Raw genomic sequence first — 15,753 nt, forward strand, 5'->3', positions numbered from 1 at the left:
TCAATATTATGAGAACCGCCCGGTGGTTCATAACCCAGTTTCAAATAGAGCAGGCCTTTTTATCAAAGGCCTGCCTCTGCAATAAACGGCGTCGGCGTGTTCTTCCAGTGAGATTGATCGGACGCGACGACGAGAACGCGCTTGGCGCGGGTCAAGCCGACGTAGAATAGCCGGCGAGACTCGTCATACGCTTCCTGCGTTGATGTTGAAAAATGCGGGATACTGCCATTATTCATGCAAATCAGCGCGACGCCTTCAAATTCTCGCCCCTTGGAGTTATGTAGCGTGATTAGCTTCAGTGCATGCTCAGGATTGGCGAACAGGCCCATATCGGCGGTCAGTAGATTCGCGAGGTCGACCTTGCTAGCCTGCATGTCGGACAGCATTTCCTCGGCGGAATCGATCAGAGGCTGTTTGGCGCTGCCAGGCAACCATTCCTCACGTTCGAGATAGTCTCCCGCCTCGCGGGCGATGGCGCGCAACCAAGCGACGCCGCCGGCTTGCTGGTCGGCGAGTTCGCGAGCGAGATAGATCAGCCCGAGCGCTACGCGACGCCCTTGATAGCTGAACATGTCGTAGCGCGAGTTCCCGGAGAGATCACCGATGAGCCGAAACAGTGAGCGCTCAACACCCGGGAGCCCGAGATAATTGCCAGCCTCAGCGCAGGCTCCGAGTTGCTCCGCAAGTCCAGCAAGCAAACGTCTACGCTTATATGGGCGCGCACCCGGACCGAAGACCGGGACATCGAAATCGCGGAGGGCGCGGGCGACGGGGATGAGATGCGTCCACCATGGCGCAAGGATCGCGGCCTTGCCGAGCGGGATGCCGGCATCCTGCAGAGCGGGAAGAAAATAGTCGGTGATGGCGTCGATCGGCCTTTGGACATGGACGTAGTTCACTTGTGCCGCGAGCTGGCCTGCATTGCCTGCCGACTGCATCCCCGGCATCGTCCGGATGAGTGTTGACGCAGCGCTGACTATTGCCGGCCCGCATCGGAAGTTGCCGGTCAGGACAGTGTCGCGGTGCGCGTCGATCTGATCGCCGAACTGTTCAGCAAGTTCGGGGCGAGCGCCGGCGAAGCGCATGATAGACTGGTTCTGGTCGCCGACGAGAAAGAAGCGGGTGTGGAGGAAATGCTGGAGCGCGCCGAAGATGGCGATCTGGATGTCTGTGGTGTCTTGGAATTCGTCAATCAGCAGCCAAGCAAAGCGGCTCGCGATACCGCGCCCGACGAACGGGTGCTGTTCAATAATCTTCCATGAATAGTAGAGGATCATCGCAAAATCGAGGTATCCGTGGGCTCGGACCCGCTCCCAATAGAGCGCGGCGGATTCTTCGGTGACGATGCCGGTCTCGACACCTTGGCCGCAGGGGTCGCCGTTCACGTCGACGCGAAGCGATTCATAGTCCTCGAACGCCTGCCCGGCGGGCATGCGACCGAAGGTATCCTCGACCGCTGTCACGATCTGCTCGAATAGGCTGTTCTCGCGGGAAAGCACCTGAAACGATGCCGGCACCTCGGGAATGAGCCAGCCATAGGGGCGCAGGATGAATTGCAGGCAGAAAGCGTGGATCGTGGAAATTTCACAGCGGTCCGCGAGCGCGTTGTTGCCGTAGGTACGCAATCGGGCCTCGATCTCGTCGACCGCGGCATTGGTATAGGTGATGCAGCCGATGAACTGGGGCGTGTCGACGACCTGATCGGCCAGCGTCAGCAGCTTGGCGAGAATGACACGCGTCTTGCCGCTGCCTGGGCAAGCGGTCAGTAGCAGATTGCCATCATGTTCGACGGCCTCCCGCTGTTCAGGTGTCAGCGGGATCATTCAGTGAGCCACTCATAGGCCTGCTCGATATAGAGCGGAAGATCTGTCGCGAGGTTAGCGTAGCGCGCTGCTATCTGCGCGAAACGCGCTTTTCCAAAGCGCTTGGCGGTATTGAGCGTGATACGGCCAAGCTCGACGCGTAGCGCAGTTTCTTCGGCGATGCTCAGTCCCCCAAGCACGAGCTTTGCAAGTCCGTCCTCCATCTGAGCAAGGATCTGCGGCGCGCCGAGCGCGCGAACGGTCTCGATCAGCATCGGCAGGCGCCCGACCGATACCAGTTCGCGTTCAAAAGTAGTGACGCCCGCGAATGCGCAAACAAGGTCGCTTTCCAGTGCCATCAGATCGGGGGCGTCGGTTTCCGGATTGAAGTCCTCCGCGTCGGACGGCGTCATGTCGGCATCGGCCACAATGGCACATTTCTTTTCGAGCGAACCGGCGCGGAACAGCTTGGCATAAACGTCGAAATGGACGCCATGAATCGCGATAACCGAGATGCCGAGCCGCTCGAGCTTCACGCCGTATACCTCCTCGATCAGCGCCGGGATAAGGAACATCTCTGCTGGCCCTTCGACCAGCATGACCTTGCGGGCGTAGAGCAAGGCGCTCTTGGTTGCGTCGAGATAGCGTTCAAGATCGGCAATCTCTGGTGCGGTCAGCGCCGCATTGAGCGCGAGATTACCCGCAGCAATGGTGGCGTCCTCGCGCTTGGTGAGCGATACAATACTGCTCAGCGGGACCTGTGAGGTCACCTGGGTGCTGTGACTGGTCAGTATGGTCTGCACGCCGATCGCGCGTATTGCCGCGATTAGCGAAAATTGCAGCTGGGGATGGAGATGTGCTTCGGGCTCCTCGATCAGGATCAACTGACCGGCGGAGCTATTAAGCGCGATCCGCCGCTGGAGATATTCCATCAGGATCGCGATGTAGAGGATATTGTTCATCCCAAGACCGTTGCGGCCAGGTTCGAACGAGCTGAGCGATAGGTCCGACAGAATGATTTTCAGGTTGCGGATGATCGCGCGGAAGGTCGCGGCGGACAAGCCGAGTGAGGCGTCCATCTCGAACGCGGGGCCGGAGATATCCTTGAAACGCGCGTCGATTGCCCCTGCTATTTCGGCGATAGTCGACGAATTCGCGATTGCTTGATTGGCCTCGTTGAGGACGTCAATCAGGGCATCCTGCTCGGTCGCACCGATCTCGAACGCCTCGATGAGCCGGATAAGCGGTGACTGCCGGGGATTGCGCAGGTCGATCTCGACATCGCGGAGCGCGGGCAGATGAACTAAAAGGTAGGATTGTAGGTCCGCGAAGCGCACAGACTCACCGATCCCCTCGTCATCCCAAGCAATTTCGGTGAGGTCGATCGCAGGATCACCGCCACCGCGGATTTCCCACTGATAATCCTCAAGAGTCAGCGTTCCGGGCGCGATGTTGCCACTCGCAAGCTGTTCCCGGACAGCCGGGCGCGGACGGAAGCGGTAGAATATGCGGGCACGATCCGCGCCGGTCTTCCAGGTGCTGACCAGCGCCTCTTCGTTCACCCTGCCCTCGAACCCGGTCAGCTCAATGCCGATCAAAACCTGACTCGGCTCGGCAATATCAATTGCGGAATGTATATCCTCGCGCAGCAGTGACCGAAAATTCGACGGTAACATATTGTCGAGACAGATCTGGATCGCGCGCAGGATCGCGGTTTTACCGGTGTTGTTCTCGCCGATGATGCAGCACAGATCATCAGCGACATTCACGTCAAGCGATGCAAAGGTGCGAAAATTCTGAATTACGATCCGTGCTAGCCGCATCATCCCCACCCGATTAACGACGGCGAAGTGACGCCCCAATGCTGTATAATTGAATTGGGAGCGTTGCTAACACAAGCATGTTCATCGAAACCAAGCCGAATCCGATTATTCCTTAGATCTCCGAAGACTGAGTCGAAGGCTGCGCTCCGCCAGAAACTCAGGCGTCAAAACCGAGCGGCTGTCACACTGCCAATGACCGAATTCGGTTTTGGTAAAGCCCAAGAGCCCTCAGTCTTCAGCCGGTCAGGCTTCGCGTCGCAAAAGGGCGTTCGTGTCGGCTCATGAATGGCTGGTTTCTTCGAAACCGGTCATTCCCAACGTAATCTACGATCGGCAGGTTTGTCCCAATTTCAGCCCTTCGCTGCCGGCCCCGGCGGCAGCTAAACGGCGTTTTGTCGAGATGAACAGATGTCTGAAGTTGGGAGTCGCGAAAGCACCGCTGAATGTCGCATTGTGGGTCATCGAGGTTTGACGAACTTCGTGTCGAGCGGAGCCTCGTCGACCGGAGATTTGTGAGCCCAGAGTCACATATGGCCAAAGATGAAATATTTAAACCGGTTTGCTTGCCTCGGCAGATTCCCCGGCAAAGCCGGTGCCATGAAGCGGTTAAAGTGCGATGTTCGCACAGGCGATCTGAAGGCGCAGGAAAATTCGATCTACTGATTGAAGTTGGGGGCGGCATTGATCAGACTGCAGTAAGTAAGTTTTGATAACAAGGATCAAGGCCGATGCAGTACATCCTTAGCAACATTTTCCCAATTGGGGCAGCAACGATTGCCGGACTGCTCATCCTGTTCGTTCGGTTTCAGAATCGGCTCAAAGGCGCAACGATTGCAGCTGCAACGCCGGCGCTGTTCTGGTTAGCGGCGATCCTAGCGGGCGCGCTTATCCTGGCCCCGGTAGACGCGGGGCCTTGGACAGTTGCCTTAGGAAGCGCGTTCATTATTTGGATCGGATTTGTGCTGCCTGCTCTTTCGATTGCACTTAATCTACGCGGCCATCCCTGGTCGATCAGCCTGGCCGACGCGACTTGGTGGCTGGCGATCATGCTTACACAGGCGGCAGTGCTGCACAGCATTGGCCTGACAAAGCCCATGCCTGTGGGAAGTGTCGTTAGCTCAGACGCCACGCCTCGGGCTAAACCGGCGGTTTGACCCACGAGCAAGCGTCCGTCTCTGGGGAGCCGCCAGAACAGCACGAATGACCGAGTTTGGGTCCAAGGGCCCGCCGGTCGCCAAGCAACGATCCTCGGTAAAGGCAACCCGTGATCACGGCAAAAGGGACGCCATCGTCATAATCGATCATCTCACATCCGACACTTATGGCCGCCTTAACTTAGCACCTGAGATTGCGCTTGGCAGTGGCTGGCTTGGCGGCGACAGGGTCGTCGGTCGCGCAGCCATTCGCGACTTGTTACTTAAGGCCGCTCGCTTCACCGCACGGATCTGGCCCGGCGAGCGCGGGTCGCTGACCAGCTGCTGTCGGAGCGCCTTGTTCCGGAACAGCGTCCGCTAAACCTGTCCCCAACCCAGGAAGAAGCGCCGATCGCCGGTGAAGCCGCCAAGTACGGGGGCAGCCTGTCGATCGTCCATGGTGCATCTGATGGCTACAGCTGCCAACAGCCCTGCCGCTTACTCCAAGACGCAAGAAGGGCATCCGAGTCGCCTCGAATGCCCTAATTTTGCAAGCCGCTTGGGAGCAACCTGCGTACAGCTCTAAGCGCTTAGTCTGTTAGATGCCATTCGAAAGATTGGTATCCGGATCGTTGGTGCGCATGTCTTCAGCTTGATTCTGGCCTGTCGCGCGCACGGCGTCGGCCTTGTTCTCCAGGCTCGCTTCAGCTGCGTCGTTGCCCGTGGCGTCGGCCGCGTCTTCGAGGTTGTCGGCGACGGCTTCAGTGTTCGACTCGATCTTATCGGCGGCCTGCTCGCGCGGGCTGGTGTTGCAGGCTGCAAGCGAGAGCAGGCCAGTAACGACGGCGACAGCGAAAACTTTCTTCATGATCAACCCTTTTTGTGGTGCGGTACGGATACACGACGGTGGTTGGAATTCAACGCCGATCCACTTGGTGGGGTATGGCTGCCCAGCGACCAGCAATGCTTGCCTAAGTGATCCCTCAATAGGCAGGAACCAGGGGCTAAACCCATGCGCTTCGAGGGCTACCACTAGGGAAACAGCGATGGATGAGTTTGCGCGCATGATGAGTATGGAGGGTGTGCGTCCTCTTGATACCCCAAAGGAAACATCCCGGCGGGTTGTCAAACAGCCATCTCCAGTTCCAAGCCAACCGTTAGTAACTACGCCAGCATTGGGGTCAGGCGGTTATGCATGGGTTACAGGAAAACGTGCGCGCACTGCGCTCGAGACGGCGTTGGAACGCTTGGCCAGCGAGATCCGCAGCGGACGGCGCGGCTGGGCAACCGGTATTCTTCAGGACGGCAGGACAGTCACATTGCCTGCTTCGTCAGGAGCGGCGTCACTGCTTGGCACCGCAGATCGCCAATCGTTACGCCTAATGATTGTCGGCGGCGACGGCTGGACCTTCGTAATGCATCCGATGATGGGCGTCGCTACGCTCGATAACGATCCTGCCTAGCCCGATGAACAAGCGTCAGGGAAGGGAACGCAGGTGGAGCGGCTTGAACGTAGAGAACTAGGTTGTCCTGATTGAGGGGCGCGGTCCGCGTTACTATTGCTGATCCGTCCCTCGTTGAACCCTTTCGTTGGATTGTTCTTTTTGCCACGGCCAGCGCCCGTCAATCTCGACCTCGAGCGAGAAGCTCAGGAACGTCCTGATAAGAACAATGCCAGCAAGAACGAGCAGACTTTCGATTGTCGGCTCGATCGCTACGGTGTTGATGATGTCGGCCGCGACCAGGAACTCGAGGCCAAGAAGGATTGATCGGCCAAGACCCGACCGAAAGTCGGCGACTAGCATTGCTCGGCTGGTTTTGCCCCGGGCCAGACCGAGCAAGAAAGCGGCCAGCGTTCCGAATGCCCCTACAACGATAATGGCGGTACCGACGATCTCGACGGCGCTCGTTGCTAAGTGGATCCACTGGGCTTCGTTCCTGATCATGATGCTTCATGCCTGAGCGGCTGCAAAGGCACAAACTACCAGAGGGCAGGTTGGCCAGTCGGACCGGTTGGAAGCGTCGCGCCTGCTTTAACGAATACGGCGTGGATAGATCGGGCCTATCGACGCGTTGCTGCGCCGCACAATTTGGACACCGTGATATGCCTGCTGCCAACATCACCTGCTCAGCAAGCGGGCCACGTCGGTCCGAAGCTAGGCGTGCCGTTACTCGAGGTTCGCAAAATCCTGACAGGCTCGTTGGTCGCGGAGCTTGGTCATGAACGCATCGTTAGCGCCACAGCCAGTCCGTCGGCCGCTCATTCTAGCGGCGGTAATGCTGGCTTCGTTCATGATCGCGATCGAGGCAACGATTGTATCGACAGCAATGCCCCAGATCGCAGGTCAGCTCGGTCAGCTTCAATACTATGCCTGGGTCTTTTCTTCGTTCCTGCTTGCGCAGACCGCTACTACGGTGGTGTTCGGCAAGCTGGCGGATCTATATGGGCGGCGGTCGGTGCTGCTGGTTGGCATCGGCATTTTCCTCCTTGGATCAATTTTGTGTGGGTTCGCCTGGTCGATGCCGGCACTCATCGCGTTCCGTTTAATCCAGGGGCTGGGTGCTGGTGCTATCCAGCCTGTCTCCATCACTGTCATCGGTGATCTTTACGCAGCGCATGAACGTGGCAAGGTACAAGGCTGGCTGGCGAGCGTCTGGGGCGTGTCATCAGTGATCGGTCCGCTTGCGGGCGGGTTGATCATCCAGCATGTCAGTTGGGCGTGGATCTTTTGGATCAACGTGCCGATCGGGTTGGCCGCAGCCGCCGGATTCTTCCTGTTTCTGCGCGAGACGGTCACGACGCACGAGCGTAGCGTCGACGTAGCCGGGGCGGGCCTGTTCACGGTCGCGATCGCGTCGCTGATGGTGGCGCTGACAGAGGCCGGGGCTTCGGACGGGCGCTTTGCGGTGCTAGCTGCGGCAGCCTGCTTTGTCACAGCCGCGTTGTTCGTAGTCCAGGAACGGCGTGCTCGCGATCCAATGGTTGCTTTCGCGTTGTGGACGCGTCGCGCGATCGCCACCACTAATGCCGCAACGCTGTTCAGCGGCATGGCGGTGATAGGGCTAACTACCTTCTTGCCGATGTATGTGCAGGCCGTCATGGGCCGCTCGCCGCTCGAAGCAGGCTTCATGTTAACCGCGATGGTACTAGGCTGGCCGATTGCGGCGACGCTTGGTGCCCGTAACTTTGGCCGGTTTGGCCTACGGCGAATTCTGGTTTTCGGCGCCGCGCTACTACCAGTAGGCGCTGTACCGTTCGTACTGTTGTCCCCCACCACCCCCCCTCTGGTGGCTGGTCTCGGTTCGCTGATCATGGGTTTCGGAATGGGCTTCCTGAGCACTGCGGCAATCGTACTCATCCAGGACAGTGTCGGGTGGACGGAACGTGGTGCCGCTACAGCATCAAACCTCTTTGCTCGTAATCTCGGCAGCACTCTTGGAGCCGCAGTGCTGGGCACGGTGCTTAACGCCAGCCTCGCACGAGACCATTCGGGGTCGTTGCAACAGATACAGGAGCTGCTGCACGGCCAAGGGGCCATCGCCGGTGCAGCGGCAAGCCGCGCCGGCCTAGCTCATGGGCTTCACCTGACCTTCTGGGGCGTGTTGATTATAGCCCTGCTTGCTGTTTTACTTTCAGCTTTCGTTCCCCGCGTGACATTCGGGACCCGACCGCCGGAGTAGTTGGCATCTTAACTGCACCTTAACCAGCGCCTGAAGTTGGGAAGCCCAAGGGGACTGCGGAATGTCCACTTGTGTGAAGGATATCGGGCATCGGCTTCGTGCTCTGGTTATCAACCGCCGTGGAGCTGCCGGACGGCTAAATCGCATTCCTGGTTGTTTGCGCGCTTACGTCTAGCCCAGGAGCGATCAAGGGCGGCTCCGACGAGGTGGCGACGTCGAAGTGTCATACCTCCTGTTTGAACGGAGGCGGACGTATCCTTGTGACGCAATCGGATAGCCGATTGGCGCGGCTCGCCAGTCAAGGGTTACTCAACCCTTCTATTGCTGTGCTCACAACAAGGAGCACCGAAATGTCCAAGACGATCCTCATCACCGGCACCTCGAGCGGCCTTGGGCGTGCCACGGCGAAGCTCTTTCAGGCGAAAGGGTGGAACGTCATTGCAACGATGCGCCGACCGGGGGCGGAGACCGAACTCGGCGATCTTGAACGCACGCTCGTCACCTACCTTGACGTACAGGACTCGCCATCAATAGCGGCGGCAGTTGAGGCTGGCATCGATGTATTTGGGCGTATCGACGCCCTGATCAACAACGCAGGCTATGGTGCCTACGGACCGCTTGAGGCGACGCCGGATGAGAGCATCCGCCGACAGTTCGACGTCAATGTGCTGGGCGTGCTCGCCACCGCCAAGGCTCTCATCCCTCATTTCCGCAGCAACCGCGCAGGCACGATCGTTAACATCTCGTCGATCGGCGGGCGGCTCGCCTTTCCGCTGGGGGCGCTTTACCATGGAGCCAAGTTCGCGGTGGAGGGCATCTCAGAAGCCTTGCGCTACGAGCTTGCGGGTCTGGGCATCAAGGTGAAGGTGGTCGAGCCCGGCGCTATCCGGACCGACTTCGCAGGAAGGTCGTTCGACTTCAGCAATGACGAGTCGATCGCGGAGTATCAGCCGCTCGTCCAGTCCGTGATGGCCGGCTTCGGGCCGTTCATGGAGGGGGGATCGTCTGCGGAGCAAATCGCGGACGTCATCTATGCTGCTACGACGGATGGATCGGACCAGCTGCGCTACGCCGCTGGCGACGACGCCCATCGGATTTTTGCCGCGCGTCGTGCCGCAAGCGACAAGGAGTTCTTCGCCGGCATACAAGCGCAGTTTGGCATCGCGTGACACGCGGCGCGAGCCTGTCGTGCCCGTGACCTGCCCGCGCTCCTTTTTGAGAAGTTTAGCCTCGCGAGGTAGATCAATCCCATGACTACTGCGCAAACCCTCGGCTGGGCCCTCGACGCGACCTGGCGCTCACTGCTCAGTGACCTCGGCGTCAACTCCGCCAACGTGCTGCGGCGAGCGGGCCTCGCAGACGATCTGCTGCACCAGCCGTCCGTGCGACTGAGCTCGGATGATTATTACCGGCTATGGGGCGGGATCGAGGCCGAAGCCGCGGACCCGCTCCTCCCCATCACGCTATGCCAATCGGTCAGGAGCGAATCCTTCGCCCCGCTGCTCTTCGCGGCGCTCTGCAGCCCAAACCTTGCGGTCGCGGCGGAACGCCTGTCCCGCTTCAAGAGCCTCGTCGCGCCGCTGCACTTCGAGGTGGCGGAGCGGGACGGAGGCCTCGGCGTCGAGCTGATCTGGCCGGACGATCCGCTCACGCCGCCTCCGTCGCTAGTGACCATGGAGCTTCTGTTCTGCGTCTCCCTCGCCCGCATGGGCACGCGCGAACGCATCGTCCCTGCCGAGGTTCTGACCACCGCACCGCCCGAGCAGTCCGCCGCCTATGAGGCGTTCCTGGGCGTCCGGATGCGGCGTGGGGATCGTAACCGTGTCACCTTCGAACGCGCGGATGCGGTTCGTCCGTTTCTCACATCTAATGACACGATGTGGGATGTGTTCGAGCCTCAACTGCGGCGACGTCTCGCCGACCTTGCGCGTGGCGCGAGCACTGCGGAGCGCGTCCGCGCTGCCCTGCTGGAGGCTTTGCCGAGCGGACAGGTCTCCATGGAAGTCGTCAGCAGCAAGCTGGCGCTCAGCAAGCGCACGATGCAGCGACGCATAGGGGCCGAGGGTAAAAGCTATCAGCAGATACTGAACGAAACGCGAGTGGAACTCGCGCGGCACTATCTCGAGCGCACAGAGATAACGGTGCCCGAGATTTCGTTCCTGCTCGGCTTCGACGAGCCGAACTCCTTCTACCGCGCATTCCGGCTATGGACGGGCGCCACGCCTGATGCCATTCGGCAGTCTGCCCGGCCGAACGAAAGGCAGCCGTGATGGCCTGACCGCTCCTACCACCTCGCGGTGACAAAGGTGACTAAGGTGACTGCTGAACCGTGCGTCTGCGGTATGAACGAACGGCTTCTTTCGGGAAGCGTCCAAGCTCAGGCGAGCGTCTGCTTTTGTGCCTTGCGAGCTCGCTGTTGAGCCATCGACCAAAATGTTCGCTGTCAAAAGTTATACGCGCGCGAGGCGTTAAACGAAAAACCCCAACCGGTTTCCCGGCTGGGGTCTATCGAACCCCTAGCTTGAATCGCCGAGGGTCCTGCCGAATTACTCCGGACTTAAGCCTGATACCCAGCAAGCCGGGTAGCGCAGGAACGAGAGTCATATACGCCGCTGTTGCTTAAAGTTCAATGACGATCCCGATTGCCGCTGAGACAGCTCGGCGAAGTTGATCAACCTTAGCCTTCTCGAGTTCGATCTGATGGTACTGCCGAACGCCGGTCACGCGATGCTTGCTATGAGGAAGGTTGAGACGGGTGTAGCCCACGGTTGCTACCATGTCGCACTTAGCCCACCGCGGCCCTGGTCCCCACGGCTCTGGAATCTCATCGGGCACCTCAACGTGCCATGGCTCGACCGGGGTAGGGCCAGACATTGATAATGGTACGACGGTCACCAGCGCGTCTCGACGTTTTAGTTTGGGCGAGATCGTAACCGCTAGCCGTCGCTTGATCATCTCCGGAGCTCTAAAGCCTGTAGTGTAATCGCAGATAACGATCGTGCCCGGTCGCGGATGGTAAGGAAGCGGCATGCTTGCTCGTAACGCGCGTTCTTAGACGAGGCTAGCTATGCCGGAGCGATCGCAGCCGTCGGCCTCGTACTATATTGAACATGAATGATTGGCTGGAGTCGGAGGCCAAGAAGGGCGCGCAAACGGGGTTCCACCAGCTGACAACAACCATCCATCTAAGCGGTTAGACGTGTTGTAGATAAACACCTAACACACTGTTTTTAATATTATAAAGATTGTATTATACCGTGCCTTCCGTGCCTAAACGTATGACAAATTTCTGAAATTGAAGGGCACAACTTTTAACAGACGCTGTAATATAAGGGCAGCATTACTGACATAGCTACGTCATTCTACGCTCATACGCCTGCAACGTGGACTGCAAGGTCGTTCGGTCAAGTCACTCTACGGATGGCCCCCGCGAAACGATTTAGCTCGCTCCACCAACGGGGGCAGCACCCATGTTTTTTACGATCGCCGCTGCTGCCGATCTGGCGCGTCAGTGCGCGCCAGGTGTGGCCGTTGAAACGATGATATCGGTGATCCACACGGAAAGCCGGTTCAATTCGTTGGCGATCGGCGTCAATCGTGGTGGCCGCTCTAAGCCGAAACCACGTAGCTACGCCGAAGCCGTGAATACGGCGTATGCCCTTATCCGCGCCGGATATAATATCGACATTGGGCTAGGTCAGATTAACAGCGCGAACCTTCGCCGGTTGAACCTGTCGATCGAAGACGCCTTTGATCCATGCCGCAGTCTGACCGCAGCCGCTACGGTGCTGACCGCAAATTATCTCCGCGTCCTGCCACGCTCGCAATCGACGCAGCACGCGCTCGCTACTGCGCTGTCGATGTATAACACAGGCAGGGAATGGCGCGGCTTCACGAACGGCTATGTCGGCCGCGTGTACGGTTCAGCCGGGACGGTCGTTCCAAGCATTGCCGGGCTTCCTAAGCTCGCTCCCCCTTCCACGGTTCTCGCCATGAACCGGCCATCAGATTTCGGCGCGGTCGCCCGCCGTGCCGATCCCCAACCCGCTCCGCCTGTACGCCTACCAGAGGAAGGCCCTCCCGCTCGGGAGGCTCCTGCTGCGAGCGTGCAAGGCGTGATGGTGTTTCAATGACGGGCAACACCTACCGAAAGGACGGACAAGTGCTGAAACGACACCACGAACACCTCAACGGGCATCATGATTCCGCCCGTCGTACAAAGGATCTGACGCGGTTCGCCATTGCGGCGGTTGCGTGCTGCCTGATCGCTCATCCTGCCTACGCTCAAGGCACGGGCAACATTCAGAGCTTTGCGGACTCGATCAAAGAGTTCGTAACCGGGACGTTCGCAAAGAGCGTCGCGGTCATCGCGATTGCTGTCACCGGCTATCGCTTCTTCACCGGCCGCGCGAGCGCCGGGCCGCTGATCGCCGTCGTTGGCGGCTGCTTCCTGATCTTCGGCGCGTCGTGGTTCCTCGATCAAATCGTGGGCGGCTGATCGGTCGCTGCTGACGACGCCTAAACCAACTGGAGAACGATCTTGGGTGACGACGAACCACTAATCAGCGAGCCGCTTTTCTTGGCGGTCACGCGCCCGGCTATGTGGTTCGGCGTCCCCATCGAGGCCGGTATTCCGATGGCGATCGCGGGCGTCCTCGTCCTGATCGTCTCGGACAATCCGATTTACGGCGTGATTGTCGCAGTCGTCGGATTCGGGATCGCCCGGCTTGTTGTGCGTCACGATCCCAACGCCTTCCGGCTCCTGAACCTCGGCGTTCAAACGAAGTGGAAAAACCGGGACCGCGCGTGGTGGGGCGGTAGCTCTTACTCGCCGCTCCCTGTGAAGGCTCTCAAGCGCAAGGGTTTTGCAGGTGAATAAACCGACCGTCGCTGAAAAGCTCCAGACGCCTTGGAACATCGCCAAGCGCGAACAGGAACCTAAGCGCTTTCTCCCTTACTCACGCCATATCGACGATCATGTAATTGCGCTCGATGACGGCTCGCTCCTGACGATGTTTCGTCTCGACGGCATGGCATTTGAGACGGCCGATCGCTCGGACCTCAATTCGTGGCACGAAAATCTAAATAGCATTCTCCGCAATAGCGCGGACGAACGCGTTGCATGGTGGACGCATACCGTTCGCCGTCGCACCGACACTTATCCGGATGGCGCATTCCGATCGGAGTTCGCCCGCGACCTCAACGAGACGTATCGCGGCCGGGTCACGGCGGAACGCATGTTCGTCAACGAACTCTACCTGTCGATCGTCATGCGCCCGGCTGTCGGCGCTGCTGACAAGCTCGCGGTAGCGTTCAAAAATTTGGTGTCGAAACAGGCGCGCGTCGATGCGCTGGCAAAGGTCGACGAGGAAGACCTACAGCGGTTCAACGAACGCACCAACGAAACGGCAAAGCTGCTGGGGCGGCTCTCCCCGAAACGTCTCGGCCTGTATGAGTTTGACGATCTGCTGTTTTCCGAACCGCTGGAGGTTTTGGAGCTGATTATGATGGGCGCATATCGGCGGATTCCGCTGGTGCGTGGTCATCTAGGATCGGCGCTCTATGGCGAACGTCTGATCTTCGGGCGTGAAGCTGTCGAAATTCGCGCGCATGATCGTAGCCGCTTTCTCGGCCTTTTTGGCATTCGCGAATATCCGTCACGCACCCGGCCGGGGATGCTTGATTCCCTGCTCAACGCGGATTTCGAGTTCGTGATGACGCACTCCTTTGCGTTCCTCGGCAAGAATGACGGAATGACGCGACTGATCCGTAAGCGCCGCCAGCTCGGCAGCACTGACGATGAAGCCGTGTCGCAGGCCGAAGCGCTGTACGACGCCGCGAACGATCTGGCGGATAACCATTTCGTGATGGGCGAACATCATTTCTCGATCGCCGTGTTTGGCGATACCGTGCGTCAGCTCAACGATAACCTGTCGTCGGCGCGCGCTGCTCTGTCGGACGCGGCGATGGTGTCAGCACGCGAGACAAGCGCGAACGAAGCCGCGTTCTGGAGTCAGCTCCCCGGCAATTTCACTTGGCGCGCGCGTCCTTCGGTCATCACGTCACGCAATTTTGCGGCAATGTCGCCGTTCCATACTTTCCCGGCTGGAAGGCCCGATAGCAACCATTGGGGGTCGGCCGTGGCGCTGCTCCAGACAACCGCGCTGTCCCCGTACTATTTCAATTTCCACGTTGCTGATATTGGTCATACGGCCATTTTCGGACCGACCGGCAGCGGTAAAACCGTCGTCCAAAACTTCTTCATGGCGATGCTGGAAAAGAGCGGCGCGCGGCAAATCTTTATCGACAAAGATCGCGGCGCGGAAATCTATGTTCGCGCATCTGGCGGGACATATCTGTCCCTGCAAAACGGCCTTCCGACCGGCTTCGCGCCGCTCAAGGCGTTTGATTATACCCCGGAAAATGTGTCGTTCCTTAGCGGTTTCATCCGCCAACTGGTGCGCCGCGAGGACACGCATCTGACTGTCGCGGAAGAGCGGCTAATTCACGAGGGCTTGGTTGCTCTCGGCCGTCTCCCTGCTCACCAACGCTCGATCCGCGCCCTTCGCGAAGTGCTGGGGTTCAAGGATGCAGAAGGCATCGGCGCGCGTCTGGAGCGTTGGGCGGAAGGCGGGCCGCTCGGCTGGGTATTCGACAACGAGGCCGATGCGCTCTCGCTTGAGGCGCGTTTCCTCGGGTTCGATATGACGGATTTCCTCGATAACGAGGAAGTTCGCACCCCTGTTATGATGTATATGTTCCAGCGGTTTGAAGAGCTGTTGGACCGCAAAGAGCGTCTCGTCATCGATATCGACGAGTTCTGGAAGGCGCTGGGTGACTCGCAATTCACCCGGTACATCGAAGACGCATTGCTTACCTACCGTAAGCGCAACGCCTTCTTGATCTTCGGCACACAGAACCCGGATCATGCGCTGCGCTCTCCGATCGCGAGTAGCATCGTCGGCCAGGTCGCAACGCTCATCATCATGCCGAACCCGAAGGCGAGCGAGGAAAGCTATCGCGTCGGGCTGGGTCTGACCGCGAAAGAGTTCAATCTGATCCGTCGCGAGCTGGTTCCGGAATCCCGGCAATTCCTCATCAAGCAGGGTCACGATTCAATCGTGGTGAAACTCGACCTCGACGGCCTCGACGACGCGCTGGCGATCCTGTCGGGCCGGTCGTCGACTGTCGGGCTTCTCGACGAATTGCGCGCCGAGTTGGGGGACGATCCCAAGGTTTGGCTTCCCGAGTTCCACCGCCGCCGCAAGTGGCTCAAGTAAGGAGAGAAGACGATGAAACGATATGTAATCGGAC

General features: G+C 59.2%; 14 protein-coding genes. 9 read left to right on the forward strand and 5 right to left on the reverse strand.

The window, feature by feature from the left end; genetic code table 11:
- Positions 1-62: 62 nt before the first annotated feature.
- On the reverse strand, positions 63-1,823 hold the full coding sequence (locus U1763_RS18185; RefSeq protein WP_332756350.1) for a UvrD-helicase domain-containing protein: 1,761 nt from the start codon (positions 1,821-1,823) through the stop codon (positions 63-65).
- A complete protein-coding gene (locus U1763_RS18190) occupies positions 1,820-3,628 on the reverse strand; it encodes an ATP-dependent nuclease (RefSeq protein ID WP_332756351.1) in 1,809 nt (602 codons plus the stop codon). The genes U1763_RS18185 and U1763_RS18190 overlap by 4 nt, the downstream gene beginning before the upstream one ends.
- 725 nt (positions 3,629-4,353) lie before the next feature.
- Here U1763_RS18190 and U1763_RS18195 point away from each other — a divergent pair.
- Positions 4,354-4,779, forward strand: a complete 426-nt coding sequence (locus tag U1763_RS18195; RefSeq protein ID WP_332756352.1) for a hypothetical protein — start codon at positions 4,354-4,356, stop codon at positions 4,777-4,779.
- A 577-nt stretch (positions 4,780-5,356) separates the two neighbouring features.
- Here the strand turns inward: U1763_RS18195 and U1763_RS18200 are convergent.
- Positions 5,357-5,626, reverse strand: coding sequence for a hypothetical protein (locus U1763_RS18200; protein WP_332756353.1), 270 nt, complete (start codon positions 5,624-5,626; stop codon positions 5,357-5,359).
- A gap of 178 nt (positions 5,627-5,804) precedes the next feature.
- Here U1763_RS18200 and U1763_RS18205 point away from each other — a divergent pair, with 178 nt between their 5' ends.
- Positions 5,805-6,221 (forward strand): hypothetical protein, encoded by a 417-nt coding sequence (locus U1763_RS18205; RefSeq protein ID WP_332756354.1) that lies wholly within the window; start codon positions 5,805-5,807, stop codon positions 6,219-6,221.
- A gap of 93 nt (positions 6,222-6,314) precedes the next feature.
- Here U1763_RS18205 and U1763_RS18210 read toward each other — a convergent pair whose 3' ends face one another.
- On the reverse strand, positions 6,315-6,704 hold the full coding sequence (locus U1763_RS18210) for a DUF1622 domain-containing protein (RefSeq protein WP_332756355.1): 390 nt from the start codon (positions 6,702-6,704) through the stop codon (positions 6,315-6,317).
- Positions 6,705-7,035: 331 nt separating this feature from the next.
- Between U1763_RS18210 and U1763_RS18215 the strand changes: the two genes are divergently transcribed.
- The 3 genes from U1763_RS18215 to U1763_RS18225 all read left to right on the forward strand — a co-directional run bounded on the left by U1763_RS18215 (position 7,036) and on the right by U1763_RS18225 (position 10,709).
- A complete protein-coding gene (locus U1763_RS18215; RefSeq protein ID WP_332756356.1) occupies positions 7,036-8,439 on the forward strand; it encodes an MDR family MFS transporter in 1,404 nt (467 codons plus the stop codon).
- 350 nt (positions 8,440-8,789) lie between these two features.
- Positions 8,790-9,608 carry an SDR family oxidoreductase gene (locus tag U1763_RS18220; RefSeq protein ID WP_332756357.1) on the forward strand — a complete coding sequence of 273 codons (819 nt, stop codon included), beginning with the start codon at positions 8,790-8,792 and terminating at the stop codon, positions 9,606-9,608.
- Between the two features lie 81 nt (positions 9,609-9,689).
- Positions 9,690-10,709: an AraC family transcriptional regulator gene (locus tag U1763_RS18225; protein ID WP_332756358.1), complete on the forward strand. Its 1,020-nt coding sequence runs from the start codon at positions 9,690-9,692 to the stop codon at positions 10,707-10,709.
- A 349-nt stretch (positions 10,710-11,058) separates the two neighbouring features.
- Here U1763_RS18225 and U1763_RS21135 read toward each other — a convergent pair whose 3' ends face one another.
- Positions 11,059-11,469, reverse strand: a complete 411-nt coding sequence (locus U1763_RS21135) for a type II toxin-antitoxin system PemK/MazF family toxin (protein ID WP_443026939.1) — start codon at positions 11,467-11,469, stop codon at positions 11,059-11,061.
- Positions 11,470-11,909: 440 nt separating this feature from the next.
- Between U1763_RS21135 and U1763_RS18230 the strand changes: the two genes are divergently transcribed.
- Genes U1763_RS18230 through U1763_RS18245 form a run of 4 tightly spaced genes read left to right on the forward strand, consistent with a single transcriptional unit; the run spans position 11,910 to position 15,719 of the window.
- Positions 11,910-12,572 carry a lytic transglycosylase domain-containing protein gene (locus U1763_RS18230; RefSeq protein ID WP_332756359.1) on the forward strand — a complete coding sequence of 221 codons (663 nt, stop codon included), beginning with the start codon at positions 11,910-11,912 and terminating at the stop codon, positions 12,570-12,572.
- Positions 12,573-12,601: 29 nt separating this feature from the next.
- Positions 12,602-12,937, forward strand: a complete 336-nt coding sequence (locus U1763_RS18235; RefSeq protein ID WP_332756360.1) for a TrbC/VirB2 family protein — start codon at positions 12,602-12,604, stop codon at positions 12,935-12,937.
- A gap of 42 nt (positions 12,938-12,979) precedes the next feature.
- Positions 12,980-13,318, forward strand: a complete 339-nt coding sequence (locus U1763_RS18240) for a VirB3 family type IV secretion system protein (protein ID WP_026046796.1) — start codon at positions 12,980-12,982, stop codon at positions 13,316-13,318.
- On the forward strand, positions 13,311-15,719 hold the full coding sequence (locus U1763_RS18245) for a VirB4 family type IV secretion/conjugal transfer ATPase (RefSeq protein WP_332756361.1): 2,409 nt from the start codon (positions 13,311-13,313) through the stop codon (positions 15,717-15,719). Before U1763_RS18240 ends, U1763_RS18245 begins: the two co-directional genes overlap by 8 nt.
- The last annotated feature ends 34 nt before the right edge of the window (positions 15,720-15,753 follow it).

The organism is Sphingomonas sorbitolis (genome assembly GCF_036663875.1).
Lineage (GTDB): Bacteria > Pseudomonadota > Alphaproteobacteria > Sphingomonadales > Sphingomonadaceae > Sphingomonas.

Coding starts and splice junctions, on each gene's coding strand:
- U1763_RS18190 (WP_332756351.1), bottom strand. CDS start 3,628: ATGATGCGGCTAGCACGGATCGTAATTCAGAATTTTCGCACCTTTGCA.
- U1763_RS18220 (WP_332756357.1), top strand. CDS start 8,790: ATGTCCAAGACGATCCTCATCACCGGCACCTCGAGCGGCCTTGGGCGT.
- U1763_RS18210 (WP_332756355.1), bottom strand. CDS start 6,704: ATGATCAGGAACGAAGCCCAGTGGATCCACTTAGCAACGAGCGCCGTC.
- U1763_RS18215 (WP_332756356.1), top strand. CDS start 7,036: ATGCTGGCTTCGTTCATGATCGCGATCGAGGCAACGATTGTATCGACA.
- U1763_RS18195 (WP_332756352.1), top strand. CDS start 4,354: ATGCAGTACATCCTTAGCAACATTTTCCCAATTGGGGCAGCAACGATT.
- U1763_RS18230 (WP_332756359.1), top strand. CDS start 11,910: ATGTTTTTTACGATCGCCGCTGCTGCCGATCTGGCGCGTCAGTGCGCG.
- U1763_RS21135 (WP_443026939.1), bottom strand. CDS start 11,469: ATGCCGCTTCCTTACCATCCGCGACCGGGCACGATCGTTATCTGCGAT.
- U1763_RS18205 (WP_332756354.1), top strand. CDS start 5,805: ATGGATGAGTTTGCGCGCATGATGAGTATGGAGGGTGTGCGTCCTCTT.
- U1763_RS18185 (WP_332756350.1), bottom strand. CDS start 1,823: ATGATCCCGCTGACACCTGAACAGCGGGAGGCCGTCGAACATGATGGC.
- U1763_RS18200 (WP_332756353.1), bottom strand. CDS start 5,626: ATGAAGAAAGTTTTCGCTGTCGCCGTCGTTACTGGCCTGCTCTCGCTT.
- U1763_RS18225 (WP_332756358.1), top strand. CDS start 9,690: ATGACTACTGCGCAAACCCTCGGCTGGGCCCTCGACGCGACCTGGCGC.